The sequence below is a fragment of the Nitrospirillum pindoramense genome (assembly GCF_007827955.1).
In the GTDB taxonomy this organism is placed as follows: domain Bacteria; phylum Pseudomonadota; class Alphaproteobacteria; order Azospirillales; family Azospirillaceae; genus Nitrospirillum; species Nitrospirillum amazonense_B.
On sequence record NZ_VITR01000008.1, the window covers coordinates 1 to 19,405 of the forward strand.

Consider the following 19,405-nt stretch of genomic DNA (forward strand, 5'->3'; position numbering starts at 1 on the left):
GCCGCTCTGGCCGGTCAGGGTGCCGACCACCGTGCCGCTGCCGCCGGTGAAGACCAGGGCGTTGGCGCTGGTGTTCACGATGCTGCCGGCGATGACACCGCTGTTGGCGATGGTGCCGATGCTGCCCTGGTTGTACAGGGCGGTGACGCCGGTGATGGTGCCGCTGTTGCTGATCGCCCCGATGGTACCGCTGTTGAACAAGCCATAGGCCGCACCGCTGATGGTGCCGCTGTTGGCCACCGAGCCGATGCTGCCGGCGTTGTTCAGGCCGGCGGCGGCCGGCGCCGGGGCGTCCAGCAGGGCGCCGGTGTTGACGACCGTGCCGATGGTCCCCTGGTTGTACAGGCCGATGAGGCCGGTGGCGGTGCCGCTGTTGCTGACCAGGCCGATCGTGCCCAGGTTCTGGATGCCGTAGAGCGTGCCGCTCAGCAGGCCGTTGTTGACCAGGGTGCCCAGGCTGCCCGTGTCGGCGACGTAGGCCGCCGTCGCCACGCCGGCGATGGTGCCCGCGTTGTTAAGCGTGCCCAGGGTGCCGCCGATGTAATCGTTGGCGACCCCCAACAGCAGGTCGACGGTGGACCCGATGGTGGCCGTGCTGCTGGTGAGCGCCAGCCCGCTGATAGCGGCCACGACGCTGACCCCGTCATAGCCGGAGCCGGCGCCACCCTGCACCAGCGTCGCGCTGTCGGTGACCAGGTGGTTCGCCTGGCTGGACAGCATCTGCGTCGTGGAAACGGTACCGCCGGTGAGGCTGGCGACGCCGCTGACCACCAGCGTGTCGAGCCCCAGGGCCAGTGTGCCGCCTGTCTGGCTATAGTTGCCGGTGACGCTGACGATGCTGGTCAGCAGCACGTTGGCGCCGCTGTTGACCAGGGTGCCGGCGCCGACGGTCACCGCATCGTTCAGGACCAGGTTGCCGCTGGCCAGCACGACGTTGGCGCCGGTGCTGGTGATGGTGCCCTGCGCCCCGGCCAAGCCGGTCAGGGTGCCGATGGTGGCGCCCGTACCGCCGGCGATGCTCAGCACCTGGGACGACAGGTTGACGACGGCGCCCTCGATGAGGCCGCTGTTCACAAGGGTACCCAGGCTGCCGCTGGCGGCGATGTGGACCGCCGTGGCCGCCGACACAGTGCCGCTGTTGGTCAGGCTGGCCAAGCTGCCGCCGACATAGTCGTTGACCGCCGTCAGCACCAGGTTGTCGCCGCTGGCCCCCGCCGTGGCGATCAGGCCCGTGACCCCGCTGCTGACGGTGGCGCCGGTGTAGGTGGAGCCCGCCCCGGCGGCAACCAGGGTGGTCACCCCGCCCGCCACATAGTTGCCCTCGTTCGACAGGCCGGCCAGCACGCCGCCGCCGGTGATGCTGGCCGCACCATGGACCGTCAGCGCCTGCCCGCCCAGGGACAGGCTGCCGGTCGCCTGGCTGTAGGTGCCCGTGACCTGGATGGCCCCCGCCAGCGTCACCGACGCGCCACTGTTGACCAGGCTGCCGGTGCCCACATTCACCGCGTCCCCCAGCAACAGGGTGCCGGATGCCAGGGTCACCCCCGCCAGCGTGCTGGTGATGGTGCCGCCGGTGAAGCTGCCCACCGTGCCGTTGCCGCCGCCCACGATGATCAGGGCGTTGGCGCTGGTGTTCACCACGTTGCCCGCGATGGTGCCGCTGTTGGCCACCGTGCCCAGGCTACCGCTGTTGTACAGCGCGGTGATGCCGGCGATGCCGCCGCTGTTGGCGATGCCGCCCACCGCGCCGGCGTTGTTCACGCCATAGGTTCCGCCGCTGATCGTGCCCTGGTTGACCAGGGTGCCCACGGTGCCCTGGTTGAGCAGCGCGGTGTGGTTGCTGGCGATGACCGCCCCGTTCGTCACCGTGACGATACTGCCGGTGTTCCATAGGGCCATGGAGAAGCCGGCGATGGTGCCGCTGTTGGTCAGGGTGCCAAGGACACCGTCATTTTCCACGCCGGTGTTGACACCGGCGATGGTTCCGGCCCCGGCATTGGCCCAGACCGCGATGGTGCCCTCATTGATCAAGCCGATACGGCCGGCGATGGTGCCGCTATTGCTGACCGTGCCCAGGGTCCCCAGGTTGTACAGGCCGTAAGACTCGCCGGTGATGGTGCCCCGGTTGTCCAGACCGCCGACCAGGCCCCAATTGACCAGGCCCGCCGCCCTGGGGGCGAAATCGTCCACCAGGCTGCCGGCGTTCAGCACCGTGCCGATGGTGCCGACATTGTACAGGCCTACCGTGCCGCTGATCGTGCCGGCGTTGCTGACGGTGTCGATGCCGCCATTGTTGTATAGGCCGTAGCGGGTGCCGTGCAGCACGCCGCTGTTGCTGAGGGTGCCGATGGCGCCGCCGTCCGCGACGTAGGCCGCCGTCCGCACGCCGGTGATGGTGCCGGTGTTCTCCAGGTTGGTCAGCGTGCCGCCGACATAGTCGCTGGCCGCGGTCAGCAGCAGGTCGACCGTGCCGCCGATGGTGGCGGTGTTCGCGGCCAGGGTCAGGCCGGTGATGCCGGAAAGGATGCTGACCCCGGTGTAGCTGGACCCGATGGCGCCCTGGACCAGGGTGCCGTGGCTGTCGCCCACCAGGTAATTCCCGCTGGCGTCCAACTGGGTGGTGGTCACCGTGCCGCCGCTGATGTTGGCCACGCCGCTGACCACCAGGGTGTAGGTGCCCAGCGCCAGCGTGCCGCCGCTTTGGCTGTAGCCGCCGGTGATGCTGACGGTTCGCAGCAGCGACAGGGCAGCCCCGCTATTCACCACCGTATGGGTGTCGACAGTGATGTCGTCGTTCAGCGCCAGGCTGCCGCCCGCGAACACGACGTCGGCCTGCTGGCTGCTCAGCGTGCCGATGCCGCCGTTGAAGCCGGTCAGTGTGCCGATCTGCCCGTCGGCGCCACCGATGATGGTAAGGCTGGCCGGGCCGTCGTTACGGACATCGCCGGCGATGGTGCCGCTGTTGACCAGCGTGCCCAGGCTGCCGCCCTGGCTGATCCAGATCGCGTAGGTCTTGCCGCTGATGACGCCGCTGTTCGACAGCGTGCCGATGGCGCCCGTGGAATAGACGCCGACGGCGGCGGCGCTGGTGCTGCCCCGGGCCAGGATGACGCCGCTGTTGCGGATTTCGCCAATGGTGCCCTTGTTCCCGATGGCGGAGGACGTCGATGTTATGGTGCCGCGGTTGACCAGCAGGCCGATGCTGTTGCTGGACGTCACGCCGCTATAGCCGTTGATGCTGCCGCCATTGTCCAGGGTACCGATGGCGCCATCATTGCTGAGGCCGACGAACCGGCCCGACAGCAGCCCACTGTTGCTCAGGCTGCCCAGCACGCCAGAGGCGGCCACGTACACCGCGGAGTTGACGCCCCGGATCGTGCCGGTATTGGCGATGGCTTCCAGCGCGCCGCCGACGTAATCGTTGCGCGCCAGGGCCAGGAGGTTGCGTCCGTCGCCACTGACGGTCCCGCCGAGCGCCAATGGGCTCAAGCCGCTGGCCACGGTGGCACCCGAGTAATCAGAGACGGCACCCGCCGTGACCAGCGTGCCGGCGATGGCCCCGGCCAGATAGTTGCCGCTGCTGGACAGCGTGGCCACCACCGTGCCGCCGGTGATGGTGGCGGCACCGCTGACCGCCAGTTGCGCGCCCACGCCCAGTGCCACCGTGCCAGCGGATTGGCTGTAGTTGCCGGTCACGCTGACGGTGTCGGGCAGTGACAGCGAGGCGCCGGCGTTGAACACCGTGTGGTCGCCCATGTCGATGACATCGTTCAGCAGCAGCTTGCCGCCCGCGAATACCAGGTCGCTGGACCCGCTTGTGAGGGTGCCCTGATTGCCCAGGGTGTAGCCCGTCAGCGTGCCCACCGACAAATCGGTGCCGCCGGTGATGGTGAGGGGGGTGGCCCCGTCATTCCGGATATCGCCGGCGATGGTGCCGCTGTTGGCAACGAGGCCGATGGTGCCTCTGTTTTCCAGGGCGACGGGCCCGCTGATCAGCCCGCTGTTGGACAGCACGCCGACGGTGCCCTGGTTCAGCACGGCCGCCGCCGTGCCGGACCCGGCGTTGATCTGCGTGTTGATCAGGCGGCCACTGTTGGCCAGGGTGCCGATGCGGCCGATGTTGACGATGCCGTTGGTGCCATCGGCCAGAAGCGTGCCGCTGTTGGATAGCAGGCCGATGGTGCCGCCGTTGATGACGCCAGTGCCGGCCACGCTGATCAACATATTGTTGAGCAGCGTACCCACGCCGCCCTGGTTGTTGACGCCCCAGGTGCCGTTAAGCGTGCCGTCGTTGGACAGGGTTCCGACGCTGCCCGTGCCGGCCACAAAGATGCCGGTGGCGGCGCTGATCGTGCCGCTGTTGCTGAGGCTGGCCAGCGCGCCGCCGACATAGTCGTTGGCGATGGTCATCAGCAGGTTCTGGCCGTCGGAGGTGCTGCCGGTGGCCAGGCCGGCCAGGCCGCTGGTGACGGTCGCACCAGCATAGTTGGACCCGGCGCCGCCCTGCGCCAGGGTGTAGGGGGTGGCCCCCACCGTGTAATTGCCGCCGGCGTCCAGGCTGCCCACGACGGTGCCGCCGGTGATGGTGGCCGCTCCGCTGATGAGCAGCGCATTGGCGCCGGCGTTCAGCGCCAGGGTGCCGTCCGTCTGGCGATAGCTGCCGGTGATGGTCACGGTGCTGGGCAGCGTCAGGCTGGCGCCGGCGTTCAGCACCGTGTTGGATCCGGCGTTGATGCTGTCGTTCAGCAGCAGGTTGCCGGACGCGAACACCAGGTCGGCATCGGTGCTGCGGATGGTGCCCTGGCTGACCAGGTTGGCGCCGGTCAACGTGCCGGTGGTGTTCGTCCCGCCCGCGATGGTCAGGGCGGCGCCGCTGCCGTTGCGGATATCGCCCGCGATCACGCCGCTGTTGGACAACAGGCCGATGCTGCCCGATCCACCGAGGCGCACGGCGGTGGTCACGCCCCGGATCGTGCCGCTGTTCGCCAGCGTGCCGATGGTGCCGGAGGAGTAGACGCCGATGCCGCCGTTCGCGCCGGTGCCGGCGATGAGGCCGCTGTTGTCCACCGTCCCGATGGTCCCGGTGTTGTTCAGGCCGTATACGGCACCCGTCATGGTCCCGTGGGTATCGACCAGGCCGATCAAGCCGGTATTCGCCAGGCCCGCCGCCACGGGGGCGGCGGCATCGATCAGGCTGCCATAGTTGAGGACGGTGCCGATGGTGCCCCGGTTGTACAGCGCCACCGTGCCGGAGATGGTTCCCTGGTTGATGACAGTGTCGATGCGGCGCTGGTTGAGCAGACCGTAAAGGTCCCCGCTCAGCGTGCCGGTATTGGACAGCGTCGAAATGCTGCCAACGTTGCTGACGCCGATGTTGCCGCCGCTGATGGTGCCGCCGTTGGACAGCGTGCCGATGACACCGTCATTGAGGATGCCTTGCGCGCCACCCTCGATGATGGCGTTGTTGGCCAGCGTACCGATGGTGCCGAAGAGGTTGAGGACGCCGTTGATGCTGCCGTTCAGGGTGCCGCCATTGACCAGCGTGCCCAGCCAGCCGGTACCGGCGATGTAGACGGCGGAATCCACGCCACTGATGGTCGTATCGTTCCCCAGGGTGTCGAGGGTGCCGCCGACATAGTCGTTGGCCGCCATCGCCACCAGGTCGACCTGGTCACCCATGGCGACCGATCCGGCGGTTGCGGTCAGGCCGGTGACGCCTGCGGCGATGCTGACCCCATTGTAGCTGGACCCCAGGCCGCCCTGGACCAGGGTGCCGGCGCTGGCGCCGGCCAGATAGTTCCCCGTGCTGGACAGCGTGGTCTGAACGGTGCCGCCGGTGATGCTGGCCGCCCCACTGACCACCAGTCGCCCATCCGTGCCCACGTCAAGGACGCCGGCGGACTGGCTGTAGTTGCCGGTCACGCTGACGATGCTGGACAGCGTCAGTGTGGCGCCGGTGTTGAACACGGTCTGGCCATCGGCGGCGATGCTGTCGTTCAGCAGCAGGCTGCCGCCCGCGAACACCACATTGGCGCCGGGGCTGGTGATCGTGCCCTGGCTGATGAGGTCATAGCCCGTCAGGGTGCCAACCGTTCCGTTCGCGCCACCGACGATGGTCAGGGGGCTGCTGCTGAAATTGGCGATGACGCCGGCAATGACGCCGCTGTTGACCAGCGTGCCGAGGGTGCCGCCGTTGTGAACGCCGGTGGACGAACTGGAAAGGCCGCCGCCGTTCATGATGGCGGCGTTCGAGCCACTGATGGTGCCGCTGTTGATCAGCGTCGCGATGGTGCCGTAGTTGTTGATGCCGGTGGAACCACCTGAAATCCGGCCGCTGTTGGTCAGCGTGCCGATGGTGCCCTGGTTGCCGATGCCGACATACACGCCAGTGGCGGAGCCGCTGTTGGTCAGCGTGCCGATGGCGCCATTGTTGTCGATGGCCCCAAAGCCGAACAATTGGCCGGTATTGACTAGGCTGCCCAGAACCCCGGAGGCGGCGACAAAGACGGGCGAGGTGACGTCCGTGATCGCCGCGGCGTTGGTGATGCCGGCCAGCGTGCCGCCCACGTAGTAGTTTTGCGCCACGGCGATCAGGTCGCGGCCGTCATTGCCGGCGGTCCCGCCGACCGCCAGCCCGGTCAGGTCGGCTGACACGACGGCGCCGGAATAATCGGAGGGTGCGCCCGCCGTGATCAGCGTGCCGACGATGCTGCCGGGAAGGTAGTTGCCGGCCGGTGAGAACCCGCCCGTCACACCGCCGCCGGTGATTGTGACCGGTCCGCTGACCACCAGCTGGGCACCCGCCTCCAGGTATAGGCTACCGCCAGACTGGCTGTAGGTGCCGGTGATGCTGACGGTATTGGGCAGATCGAGATTGGCGCCGGTGTTCAGCACCGTGTTGGCGCCGGCATTGATGCTGTCGTTCAGCCACAGATTGCCGCCGGCGAACACCACGTTGGAATCAGTACTGAGGATGGTGCCCTGGCTGTCGAGGCCATAACCTGTGAGCGTGCCGAAGGGCCACCCATTCGCCCCGGAAATCGTCAGTGCCCCAGCGCCATCATTACGGATATTGCCGGCGATGGTTCCTTGGTTGTCCAGCAAGCTGAGGGTGCCCGCGTCGCGCAGCCTGATGGCCGTCGCTGAACCGCTGATGATACCGCTGTTGCTCAGCGTGCCGATGCCGCCGTCGACAAGGATCGCGGCGCCCCTATCGCTTACGGCGCTGATGACTCCATAGTTGCTGAGGCTTCCGAGGGTGCCGCCAACGACGATGGCCCGCGACACCTGGCCGGTAACCGTCGAACCCAAGGTGCCATGGTTTTCCAGAAGGTCCAGGCTGCCCGTGCTGGCGACGTACACCGCGTAATTCGTGGCCAGTGTCAGCGTATTGTCGAGATACGCCAGGGCACCGCCGATGTAATTGTTGTCGAAAGTGAGCAGCAGGGCGGCGGTGCTGTCGGTGGCGGCGGTCGAGCTGTGGGCGCTGACGCCAGCGACGTCGCCGACGACGGTGGTGGTGGCGCCGGCGTAGCTGGAACCGGTGGTGCCCTGCACCAGGGTGTAGTCCCCGGCAAGGTAATTGCCGGTGCTGGACAGGCTGGAAAGGACCGTGCCACCACTGATATTGGCCACGCCGCTGACGATCAGCAGGCCGCCGACATCGGGGTTGACCACCAGCGTGCCCGCCGACTGGCTATAGGCGCCGGTGACGCTGATGGCGTTGGTCAGGGTCAGGCTGGCGCCGGTGTTGGTGACCGTGTTGGCGCTGACATCGAAGCTGTCCCCGATGGCCAGCGCGCCCGAGGTGAACACCACACCGTTCTGGGAGCTGCGGATTTGACCGCTGGTGAACGTGCCTACGACCCCACCGGTGCCCCCGCCGATGGTCAGATCGCCGGCACCTTCGTTGATCACATTGCCGGATATGGTGCCGCTGTTGACCAGCGTGCCGATGGTGCCGCCGTCGTGCTGGTAGAGGCCATTATAGCCGCCAATGCTGCCGCTGTTGATCAGGGCGCCGATGGTGCCGCTGTTTTCCAGGGCGCTGGCACCGGTGATGGTGCCGTCAGTGTTGAGCACCAGGATGGTGCCCCGGTTATCCACGCCGGTGCTGACGCCGAGGACAATGCCGGTGTTCCTAAGGCTGCCGATCAAGCCCAAGTTGCCGACGGCGGCACCGCTCTGAAGCGCGACGATGGTGCCGCCGTTGTTGATCAGCGTGTCGATGGTGCCTCTGTTCAAAATGCCGAGGCTGAAATGGTTGGTGCCATCGGCCAGCATGACACCACTATTGGACAGCGTCGCGACGCTACCGATGTTGTACACGGCGGCGGCCGTGCCGCCCCCGCTGCTGGCACCGACGCCGATCAGGGTGCCGCTGTTGTCCAGCGTGCCGATGGTGCCGGTGGAAAGCACCCCATGAAGGCCACCGCCGATGGTGCCGCTGTTGATCAGCGTGCCGATGGTGCCATAGCTGTTATAGACGCCGGAGGCGGCACCCCCTATTGATCCGCTGTTGATCAGCGCGCCGATGGTGCTGCCGCTGTTATAGATGCCGGTGGTGCCCCCCCCTATCGATCCGCTGTTGATCAGCGTGGCGATCGTGCCACCGTTCAGAATACCCCATGCCGCACCCTTGATGGTGCCGCTATTGCTCAGCGTGCCGATGGTGCCATCGCGGTTATGGACGCCGTAGGTGGCTCCCACTATCGATCCACTGTTACTCAGCGTGGCGATGGTGCCATCGTTCAGAATACCCCGTGCCGTACCCTTGATGGTGCCGCTATTGCTCAGCGTGCCGATAGTGCCGGCGTTGAAGGCGCCCGTATATCCGCTGATGGTGCCGGTATTGACCAGCGTGCCGATGGAAAGGCTGCTGTAAAGGCCGAATCCTTCGCTGACACCGATGGTTCCGTTGTTGATGAACGTGCCGATGATGGCTGAGATCGAGGCCCCATAAATGCCCGTGGCGAGCACGCCGCTTTGTATGCTGACCATACCCTGGTCGGTGGTTATCCCAAGGTCATGCTGGTTGCTGCTGATAACGATATCGGCCGCCGCCGGTCGGGACGCGCCCGCCACGGCAGCCAAAATGACCAGCGAAGACCCCGTCAGCAGCGCCTGGCGCAACCCACCGTTCAGCCCCATCACATCCCCCAACAATGCCTGACGTTTAACCGCCGCCCCTTGCTTCGGAGCGTTTTGCCGCCGCCCACCTACGGCGCCAACGAGGGCGTCGTATTCGGGATTAATCCTACAGAGGTAGAGCTACTTGGGTATGCGGTCGCGCGGGGGAAGTACAATGATCAATTCTGTTTAATTCTATGCCTTCTGGCGGAATGTGTGAAAATCTATCAAATATGGTTGCCGCTCTATCACAATTCTGGCCAGTTCACCGGCTAATGGCGGCTGAGAACCAATAAAATTTGAAATCACCAGCGACATCCGCATAAATATTACCTGCTGGATAGACGGATGGACTTGGAACAGCGCCTGCGGATTTTTCGGATGATGGGGCATAGACCCAAACCGACAGATGCCGTCCGCTGGCGGGTGTAGATGGACGGCGGGGGGCGAGAGGGGCTGCATGCTGGACGTGCTGGTTGTCGAAGACGCGGATGGCCCACGCACCGACCTGGTCGATTACCTGATCCTGAAAGGGTTCCAGGCCGCTGGCGCCGGCACGGGGGCGGAGGCGCTGCGGATCGCGGAGAGCCGTCAGCCCACGGTCTTCATCCTGGACGTTGGTCTACCCGATTGCCTCGGCTTTGATCTGGCCCGCGAGTTCCGCCGGCGCCATGGCCTGGTTTGCGGCATCATCATGCTCACCGGGCACAGCAGCATCGATGACAAGGTCGAGGGCCTCGCCAGCGGCGCCGACATCTATCTGGTCAAACATACCAGCATGCGGGAAGTCGAAGCCAATCTGCGCGGCTTGATCCGCCGCCTGGGCGGGCTGCGCGGCCGCGCGGCGGAGCCTAAGGTTCCCGTGCCAGCAGCGGGCGACTGGTGGCTTGAGGCGGCGGACTGGCGACTGGTCGCGCCGACGGGGGACAGGACCATGCTGACCGCCACCGAATTCGCCTTCCTGGCGCGGCTAATGCAGACCCGGGGGGCGATCGTGTCCCGGGCCGAGCTTATCGCCTCGCTGGAGCGGCCGTCCATGGTTCATAACGACCGCAATCTTGACGCGGTCATCAGCCGCTTGCGCCGCAAGGTGCTGGACGCCAGTGGCGTTGAGCTGCCGGTGGCCATGGTGTACGGCCAGGGTTACGTATTCCGCGCGCCGTCGCCAGCGGAATAGCCCGAGGGCGCCCCAATCACCCCGGCCGCCGCCAGCGCCGCCAGACGTGTCTGGTCCAGGCCCAGGACGTCGCGCAATACCGTAGCCGTATCGGCGCCCAGGGCGGGCGGCGCCTGTCCATCCGTGATCGGCGTCCCCGACAGCTTCACCGGGCAGGCGACGCCGGGCACCGGGCCCAGTACGGGGTGGGGCAGGGTGAGGGCCAGCCCGCGGTGCTTGACCTGTGGGTCGGCGAAGACCTGGCCCAGGGTATTGATGGGCCCGGCTGGAACCGCCGCCGCCTCCAGCAGCGCCAGCCAGTGGGCTGACGGGGCGGTCGTCAACCGTTCCGTCAGCAGTTCGGTCAGGGCGGCCCGGTTGGTGACGCGCTGGCTGTTGGTGGCGAAGCGGGGATCGGCGCTCAGCTCCGGCACCGCCAGCACGGCGCACAGTCGCGTGAACTGCCCGTCATTGCCCACCGCCAGGTTGATGTGGCCATCGCCGGTGGGGAAGGTGTCGTAGGGGACGATGCTGGGATGGCCATTGCCCAGGGGCTGCGGGTCACGGCCGCTGGCCAGGTGGTTCAGCGCCTGGTTGGCCATGGCCGCCACCATGCAGTCCAGCAGCGCCACGTCGATGTGCTGGCCCTCCCCGGTCTTCTCCCGGTGGTGCAGGGCCGCCAGGATGGCGTTGCCGGCGTAGAGCCCGGTGATGATGTCGGCCAGGGCCACGCCCGCCTTCTGTGGCCCCCCCTCCGCCGTGCCGGTAACGCTCATCAGCCCGGACATGCCCTGGACCAGGAAGTCATAGCCAAGGCGATGGGCGTAGGGCCCGTCCTGGCCGAACCCCGAGATGGAGCAGTAGATCAGGCGCGGGTTGACGGCCCGCAGGCTGGGATAGTCCAGGCCGTACTTGGCCAGTCCGCCGACCTTGTAGTTTTCCACCACCACGTCCGAGCGTGCGGCCAGGTCGATCAGCAGCGCCTGGCCCTCCGCAGTGGTGAAGTCCACGGCGATGGAGCGCTTGTTGCGGTTGGCCGCCAGGAAATAGGCGGCGGTTCCATCCTCCGCCGCGTCCGCCCCGCCAACGAAGGGGGGCCCCCAACGCCGGGTATCGTCGCCTTCCCCCGGCTTTTCCACCTTGATGATGGTGGCCCCGAAATCGCCCAGCAGCTGGGTCGCCCAGGGGCCGGCCAGGATGCGGCTCAGGTCCAGGACCTGGATGCCCGTCAGCGCGCCCGTCATGATGCGTTCAAGACCGCCGATCAGAACGCGGCGATGCCGGTGATGGCGCGGCCCAGGATCAGGGCGTGGACATCGTGGGTACCCTCGTACGTGTTCACGGTTTCCAGGTTGATCATGTGGCGCATCACCGGGAACTCGCCGGAGATGCCGTTGCCGCCGTGCATGTCGCGGGCGGCGCGGGCGATGTCCAGCGCCTTGCCGCAGTTGTTGCGCTTGATCAGGCTGATCATCTCCGGCGTCGCGGTGCCCTCGTCGAACAGGCGGCCGACGCGCAACGCCGCCTGCAGGCCCAGCGTGATCTCCGTCTGCATGTCCGCCAGCTTCTTCTGCACCAGCTGGTTGGCGGCCAGGGGCCGGCCGAATTGCTGGCGGTCCAGGGTGTAGGTCCGGGCAGCGTGGAAGCAGGTTTCCGCCGCCCCCATGGCGCCCCAGGCGATGCCGTAGCGCGCCCGGTTCAGGCAGCCGAAGGGACCCTTCAAGCCCGAGACGCCGGGCAGCAGGTGCTCCTCCCCCACCACCACGCCATCCATCACGATCTCACCGGTGATGGAGGCGCGCAGGCTCAGCTTGTTGGCGATCTTGGGTGCGGACAGGCCGGCCATGCCCTTTTCCAGCACGAAGCCGCGGATGGCCCCGTCGTGCGCGTCGGATTTGGCCCAGACGACGAAGACATCGGCCAGGGGCGCGTTGGTGATCCACATCTTGCTGCCGGTGAGGCGATAGCCGTCGGCCACCTTTTCCGCCCGGGTCCGCATGGAGGCGGGGTCGGAGCCGGAGTCCGGTTCCGTCAGGCCGAAGCAGCCCACCCATTCCCCCGACGCCAGGCGGGGCAGGTAGCGGCGGCGCTGTTCCTCGCTGCCATAGGCGTATAGGGGATGCATGACCAGCGAGGACTGCACGCTCATCATCGAGCGATAGCCGCTGTCCACCCCCTCCACCTCCCGGGCCACCAGCCCGTAGGAGACATAGCTGGCGTTGGCGCCGCCGTATTCCTCCGGCAGGGTGAGGCCCAGCAGGCCCAGCGCCCCCATCTCCTGGAAGATGGCCCTGTCGGTATGCTCCGTGGCGAAGGCCTCCACCACCCGGGGCGCCAGCTTGTCCTGGGAATAGGCGCGGGCGGTGTCGCGGATCAGACGCTCCTCCTCACCCAGTTGCGCGTTCAGCAGGAAGGCGTCGTCCCACTGGAACGAGTTGGCGTCACCTTTGGCCATCTTGTGCGATCCCTCTCGACGGCGCCGGTTCGACGGGGGCGCCCACCCCCGGATTTAAGCGCCTTGGCCGGTGCGGGGGCAAGCCATGTCCGGTCATAAGATGATGCAATTTTCTCATGATCTATGGACATCAAAACCTTATTTCCGTTCCATTGCCGTATTGAACATCATGAGGATGTGGCCCCATGCTTTCCCGTCGCCTTATTCCCAGCACGGCGGCCTTGGTCGCGTTCGAGGCAGCGGCCCGCCACTCCAGCTTCACCCTGGCGGCGGATGAACTGAACCTGACGCAAGGGGCGGTCAGCCGGCAGGTGGCCCAGCTGGAGGCGCAGTTGGGCGTGCCGCTGTTCCAGCGGGTGCGCCAGCGGGTGGTGCCGACGCTGGCCGGCCAGTTCTATGCGGAGCAGGTGCGGGACATCCTGGCCCGGCTGGGTCAGGCCGGCGCCCAGGCCATCGCCTTTGAAAGCGGCAGCGGCAGCCTGGGCCTGGCCATCCTGCCGTCCTTCGGCGCCCGTTGGCTGATTCCGCGCATGCCGGATTTCTTCGCCCGTCACCGCGACATCAGCATCAATTTCTCCACTCGCGTGCGGCCCATCGACCCGCGCGCCGAAGGGCTGGACGCCGCCATCATGAGCGCCCTGCCGCCGGTGCCGGACCTCATCCGCCAGCGTTTCATGGGGGAGGAGCTGGTGCCGGTCGCTGCCCCGGCCCTGATCGGCCCGAACGGTCCGCCGTGCCCCGCCGACCTGGCGCGGTTGCCCCTATTGTTGCAGGAAACCCGCCTCGACAGCTGGACGCTGTGGTTCGAGGCCCAGGGCCTGAAACGCCCGCCGGGACAGCCGGCCCTGGTGTTCGAGCAATTCCTTCTGGTCATCCGGGCCGCCGTCGCCGGGCTGGGTTGCGCGCTGGTGCCCCGTTTCCTGGTGCGGGAGGAACTTGCGTCCGGCGAGTTGGTCATCCTGCCGGGACGGGCGTCACCGGCCGAGACGAGCTATTACCTGGTCTATCCCGCCAACCGCAAAACCTACCGCCCCCTCATGGTCTTCCGCGACTGGCTGATGGAGCAGGGGCGGGAGCCGGGCAGCCTATCGCCAAAGACGGTGTAGGGAACCGCAGCCGTATTCAAATAACGGTTTTATCGTCAATCGCTTGGGCCCGGCCGCTGCCATCCTGGCCCGGTGGTGCGGCGCGTCCGCCCCCATCAACGTCAACGCGCGACCCTCGAACCGGAGACGTAAATGATCCGCTGTATCCGACTATGGACCGGCCCGGACGGTAACTCCCTCTTTGAAGAAGGGGAGCTGGAAATCGGCGCGGGGCTGCATGGCCGGGCCTCCGGCCTGCCCATCGCCGTGCATGAGCTGTCTTTCCAGGAGACCGCCACCGGCGGCTCGTTCGAATGGCACCAGGACCCTCAGCCGCAGTTTGTCATCACCCTGTCGGGCACCATCGAGTTCGAGGTGAAGTCCGGCGCCACCTTCACCATCCGCCCCGGCGACGTGCTGATCGCCCAGGATGACAGCGGCAGCGGCCATCGCTGGCGCCTGATCGGCACGGAGCCTTGGCGGCGTGCCTACGTCGTCTATGACCCGGGGGCCGGCCTGCACTTCAAACCCACGGGGGACCAGGTATGACAGCCTCCGACACCCCGCATGTCGACGCGCTGCTGATCGGCGCCGGCATCATGAGCGCTACCGTGGGAACGCTGCTGCGTGCGCTGGACCCGTCGCTGCGCATCGCCGTGGTCGAGCGGCTGGGCGATTGCGGCCAGGAAAGCTCCATGGCGTGGAACAACGCCGGCACCGGCCATGCGGCCAATTGCGAACTCAACTACACGCCGCAGCGCCCCGATGGCGGCATCGACATTTCCAAGGCGCTGAAGGTGAATACCGAGTTCGACGTGTCGCGGGAGTTCTGGGCCCATCTGGTGTCGTCCGGCGCCATCCCCGACCCGCGCGCCTTCCTGCATCCCTGCCCGCACATGAGCTTCGTCTGGGGGGAGGAGAACGTCACCTTCCTCAAGGCCCGCCACGCCGCCATGAGCGCGCATCATTGCTATCGCGGCATGGAGTACAGCGAGGATCCCGCGCAAATCGCGGAATGGGCGCCCCTGGTCATGGAGGGGCGCGATCCGGCGCAGAAGGTCGCCGCCACCCGCATCATCACCGGCACCGACGTCGACTATGGCGCGCTGACCCATCTGCTGGTGCGTCATCTGGGCGATGAGGGCGTGGACCTGCGCTATCACCGCGAGGTTGTCGCCCTGGACCGGGCGGCGGACGGCCGCTGGATGGTGACGACCGAGGACATGACCGACGGCACCCGCCAAACCCTGTCCGCCGGTTTCGTCTTCATCGGCGCGGGCGGGGCGGCGATCGACCTGCTGCAGAAGTCGGGGATCCCGGAAGCCAAGGGCTATGGCGGCTTCCCGGTCAGCGGCATTTGGCTGCGCTGCGACGTGGACGCGGTGACGGCACGCCACCACGCCAAGATCTATGGCAAGGCCGCCACGGGGTCACCGCCCATGTCCGTGCCGCACCTGGACACGCGGGTGATCGATGGCAAGACCTCGCTGCTGTTCGGGCCCTATGCCGGCTTCTCGACCAAATTCCTGAAGCACGGCTCGGTCGCGGACCTGTTCGGGTCGATCACCGCCAGCAACATCCTGCCCTTGTTGGATGTCGCCAAGGACAACGCGGCGCTAGAGGAATATCTGATCGGCCAGGTGTTCCAAAGCCGGCATCATCAATTCGAGATGCTGCGCCAGTTCTTCCCCACCGCCCAGCGCGGTCAGTGGCGGGAGGCGGTGGCCGGACAGCGCGTCCAAATCATCAAGCCGGTTGCCGAGGGGCACGGCGGCGTTCTGGAGTTCGGAACGGAACTGGTCGCCGCCGCCGACAAGTCGCTGGTCGCCTTGCTGGGCGCGTCACCCGGCGCGTCGACCGCCGCCGCCATCGCGGTGGAGGTCCTGCAAACCTGCTTCGTGGATCGCCTGACCGAGTCCGGTTGGCTGCCGGCGCTGAAGGCGATCTTCCCCAGCTATGGCATCGACCTGGCCAGGGACGCGGCGGCCTGCCGCGCCACGCGGGCGGCGACGGCCGCGGTGCTGAAGATCGAGGACATCGGCGGCTGAAGGCCTGCCCGGATGGCCCTCCGGGGTGAAACCGGGGGCCATCCGGATCGGGTTCAGGGGACCGTCACCGCCGCCGTGGCCGGCTGGGTGTTCCAGCCGCGCAAGGCCACCTTGGGCTGGCCCTGCGCCAGGGCGGCGGGGTAGGCGATGGTCACCTCGCGCCGGTCACCCGGCAGGAGGGAGACGTAGTTGTCGCTGGCGTAGGCCGGCAGCAGGCGGCTGCCGTCGGCGTTCTGCAGGGTCAGCTTGTTCATCAGCGACGCGGCGCCGCCGGTGTTGGTCAGGGTCACATGCACCTTGACCTCATCGCCTGCCCGTTCCGTGCGGGTGGACAGGGCGACGGGCTGTGGCGCCAGGTCGTTCAGGTGGCGGGTGGCGGCCTCGTCGGCGACGCGCCAATAGACGTTCTGCGACAGCGTGCCGGCGGCGTCCGACAGATCCAACGCCACCAGCACCAGGCCATTGGCCTTGATGGCGGCCGCCAGGTCCAGCTTCCGCGCGTGGGCGACGGCATCGGCCGGGGCATCGACCTTCTGTGTCAGGTCGCTGATCACCTGGCCGGCCACGGTCAGGACGCGGGCGCGGATGGTCAGACCCTTCCTGGCCTCACGGGTGTTGTTGACCACGGTGATCCCGTCGTCCGGTGCGTCCAGCTGCACGTGCAGGGGCTCCGCCGCCTTCTGCACGCCGTAGAAGGCGCCGTGGGTGTCGTAGTCATGGCTCATGATCTGCCAGTTGGTGCTGGGCCAGGCCGGCTGGGTCATCCACAGCAGGCGGCCGCTGTTCACCGTCCACAGGCCGGCGTTCATGCCCTCGAAGATGGCCCGGTGGGTTTCATAGTTCATCAGCTGGGCCTTGCGCTCGAAGTCGGCCAGGCTGGTGGCCGCCCCCAGCTTGCGGTCCATGGCCGCCATGAAGCCGTGGGTGTCGCCGTTCCCGGACTGATGCCAGTCGTGATAGGCCCAAGTGTCGCTGACCGGCCAGCGGTCGGCCTGCGGCACCGCGGCCTCGAACGCCTCCAGCGTGGGGAAGCTGGGCGTGCCCACCTCCACCGCGAAGCCGCGGGACAGCTTGGTGAAGTACTGCGACGGGTCGCGGTAGTCGTAAGGTCCGCTGTCCTGCAGGTTCACGCGGTTGGAGCTGCCGCTGTAATAGCGGGTGCCGTCCAGGCTGGTGACCAGTTTTTCCAGTCCCTCGTTCAGCACCGGCTGCGGCACGCCCTCGTTGCGGCCGAACCACAGCACGATGGAGGGGTGGTTGCGATAGCGGCGGATGACATCGGCGGCGTTGTCCAGGAACAGCGGCACGTCCTGGGCCTCGATGTTGTAGTCCTGCGTGCTTTCCCAGAAGTCGTTCAGCACCATCAGGCCATATTCATCGGCCAGGTCGAAGAACACATCCTCAGTGTTCTGACCCACCCAGTTGCGGATGATGTTGACGTGGGCCTCGCGGTGCAGGCGGAAGAACGGCTCCAGCCGGTCGCGCGACACGCGCTTGCGCCAGTCGTCGGTGCCCCAGCTGCCGCCGCGCGCCGGCACGCGCACGCCGTTGACCTTCAGGATCAGATAAGGGGCCAGGCTGGAGTCCTGCAACGGCTTCACCGCTGGCGATTTTTCGGCCCCCGGCGTCAGGGACGACACCCAGCCGCCGGCGATCTTGTGGATGCCGGTGTGGCTGCCGTCCACCACCTGCTGGCCCTGCGCCAGCGTGGGGTCGACCTCCACCCGCCGGACATGCCCCGTGGCATCCATCAGCGACAGCTCATAGCTGACCTCGCGGATGCCGAAGCGGGTGTGCTTCTCATCCGATTGCGTGCCGCCGGCGGCAGCCGTCAAGGTCAGGGCGTGCAGGGCGGGATCGCCCAGGCCGTTGGGCCACCACAGCGCCGGGTTTTTCACGTTTAGCTGCGGGAACTCGGCGGGGGACAGGATGACGCTGCCCGCACCTGGCGCCAGGGTCACGGTCTTGACGACCGTCACGTCGTCGAAGTCGGCGCGGATCTCGGCCTGCACCGGCTGGCCGGTCAGGTTTTCCACCGGCACGGTGATGGTGATGTCGGCCTTGGACGTGTCGGGCAGGGGCAGCTTGGTCACCACCTGGCTGTCGCCGATGCGCACCGGGCCGGTGGCGGTCAGGGTCACGTCCTGCCACAGGCCGGTGTTGCGGTCACGGACGGCGGGGATCCAGTCCCAGCCTTCGCTGGCGATGAAGGTGGGGCCGTCCAGGGCCTGCATGCCGCCGTTCTCGCCCACGCCGGCGGCGATCGACTGCTCATGCGGCAGGCCGGGGTGGGGCGGCGGGCTGATCTTGACCGCCAGCACGTTCTTCTGCCCGGGGCGCAGATGGCCGGTGACGTCGAACTGCCCCCGGATGAAGGCGCCGCGCACGCCGCCCAGCCGCTCGCCATTCAGCCACACCTCGGCGGCGTAGTTGATCCCCTTGAAGGTCAGCAGCGGGTGGCGGTCCCGCAGGTCGGCCGGGGCGTCGAATTCCGTGCGGTACCAGTAATCCTGCTTGTTCAGGCTTTCCGGGATGGCCAGGTTGTCCAGGCCGTAATCCGGATCAGGATAGACGCCGCGGTCGACCAGGGTGGTCAGCACGGTGCCGGGCACCGTCGCCACGTACCAGGCCGCGGTATCGAAGCCGGGCTGGGAGATGCGCGCGCCATCGCCACGCACCTTGGGTGCCTCCGCCAGGCGCCAGCCGCCGACGGTCCAATTGCCGGCGCCGTCGGCCTTCAGCGCCGGGCCGTTGGGCGGCGGCTTGGCCACGGGTTGGGAGAACGGGGCGGCGCTCTTGGGCAGGGTCCAGGCATCCTGCGGCGTCACCTGGCCCATCATCTGCTTGACCTGCACCGGCCAGGTCGGGCTGGCGGCCTCGAAATTGATCAGGTCGGCGGTGGGCGTCCGCTGGGCCGCGGCCTTGGCCTCCGCCGCGCTCAGCGCTTGGGCGCTGACGGTGAAGCCGGCGATGCGGCCGGCGAAGGCGCCCCCCAGGCGCGGGGCCAGCCCAACCACCGGTGTGACGGCATTCCGCGCCGCCGCGCCTTGCGCCACCTCGGCGCCATCCAGGTAGAGGTGGACGGTCTTGCCGTCGGAACTGGCCAGGGCGTGGTGCCAGGTGCCGGCCTTCACGGCCGCCCCGCCGCTGATGCCCTCGCCGGTGCCGGTGCGCAGGGCCAGCCGGCCGTCCTTCAGCCCCAAATAGCGGCCCTGGGCCGGGTCGCCCACGCCGGCCAGCAGCGCGGTGCCGACCTCATCGGCTTGGAACCAGGTGGAGAGTGTCCAGGGGCCATCGGCGGGTAGCGTGATGCCGCCCAGGGACTTGGTCAGCCCATCGCCGCCCGCCAGGAAGGCGGCATTGTACGGGCCAGCGCTGACAGCGTTGTCAGACGCAAAGGCGTTCAATGGCGCGGCCCAGGCGGTGGACACCATCAGCGAGGCCCACAGTAGGCGCCGGACGGCATTCGGCTTATCGATCCCGTGCATCAAGGATACCCTCCCTCGTTGGCCCGGTGGGCCACCCATTATTC

Annotated in this window: 8 protein-coding genes; 4 read left to right on the top strand and 4 right to left on the bottom strand. The window is 67.5% G+C overall.

All coding sequences use genetic code 11. From position 1 onward, the window contains the following. Positions 1-9,150 (bottom strand): beta strand repeat-containing protein (locus FBZ90_RS14540; RefSeq protein WP_145733257.1); only part of this gene is annotated, 9,150 nt, incomplete at its 3' end. Positions 9,151-9,589: 439 nt separating this feature from the next. Between FBZ90_RS14540 and FBZ90_RS14545 the strand changes: the two genes are divergently transcribed. Continuing rightward, the gene (locus tag FBZ90_RS14545; protein ID WP_145733259.1) at positions 9,590-10,306 is read left to right on the top strand and encodes a response regulator transcription factor; all 717 of its coding nucleotides are present in this window, start codon (positions 9,590-9,592) and stop codon (positions 10,304-10,306) included. On the opposite strand, the gene FBZ90_RS14550 is transcribed toward FBZ90_RS14545, so the two are convergent. Beyond that, positions 10,273-11,529, bottom strand: coding sequence for a CaiB/BaiF CoA transferase family protein (locus tag FBZ90_RS14550; protein WP_145733261.1), 1,257 nt, complete (start codon positions 11,527-11,529; stop codon positions 10,273-10,275). The genes FBZ90_RS14545 and FBZ90_RS14550 overlap by 34 nt on opposite strands. 20 nt (positions 11,530-11,549) lie before the next feature. Then, positions 11,550-12,740 (bottom strand): acyl-CoA dehydrogenase, encoded by a 1,191-nt coding sequence (locus tag FBZ90_RS14555; protein WP_145733263.1) that lies wholly within the window; start codon positions 12,738-12,740, stop codon positions 11,550-11,552. A 185-nt stretch (positions 12,741-12,925) separates the two neighbouring features. On the opposite strand from FBZ90_RS14555, the gene FBZ90_RS14560 reads away from it, so the two are divergent. The 3 genes from FBZ90_RS14560 (at position 12,926) to mqo (ending at position 15,873) form a co-directional block, all read left to right on the top strand. Beyond that, complete coding sequence (locus tag FBZ90_RS14560; protein WP_145733265.1) at positions 12,926-13,846, top strand: LysR family transcriptional regulator; 921 nt, start codon at positions 12,926-12,928, stop codon at positions 13,844-13,846. A 132-nt stretch (positions 13,847-13,978) separates the two neighbouring features. Continuing rightward, positions 13,979-14,374 (top strand): cupin domain-containing protein, encoded by a 396-nt coding sequence (locus tag FBZ90_RS14565; RefSeq protein ID WP_145733267.1) that lies wholly within the window; start codon positions 13,979-13,981, stop codon positions 14,372-14,374. Then, the gene (mqo, locus tag FBZ90_RS14570; protein WP_145733269.1) at positions 14,371-15,873 is read left to right on the top strand and encodes a malate dehydrogenase (quinone); all 1,503 of its coding nucleotides are present in this window, start codon (positions 14,371-14,373) and stop codon (positions 15,871-15,873) included. Before FBZ90_RS14565 ends, mqo begins: the two co-directional genes overlap by 4 nt. A gap of 53 nt (positions 15,874-15,926) precedes the next feature. Here the strand turns inward: mqo and FBZ90_RS14575 are convergent, their stop codons facing one another. Next, complete coding sequence (locus FBZ90_RS14575) at positions 15,927-19,361, bottom strand: glycosyl hydrolase 2 galactose-binding domain-containing protein (RefSeq protein WP_211102039.1); 3,435 nt, start codon at positions 19,359-19,361, stop codon at positions 15,927-15,929. Between the last annotated feature and the right edge of the window lie 44 nt (positions 19,362-19,405).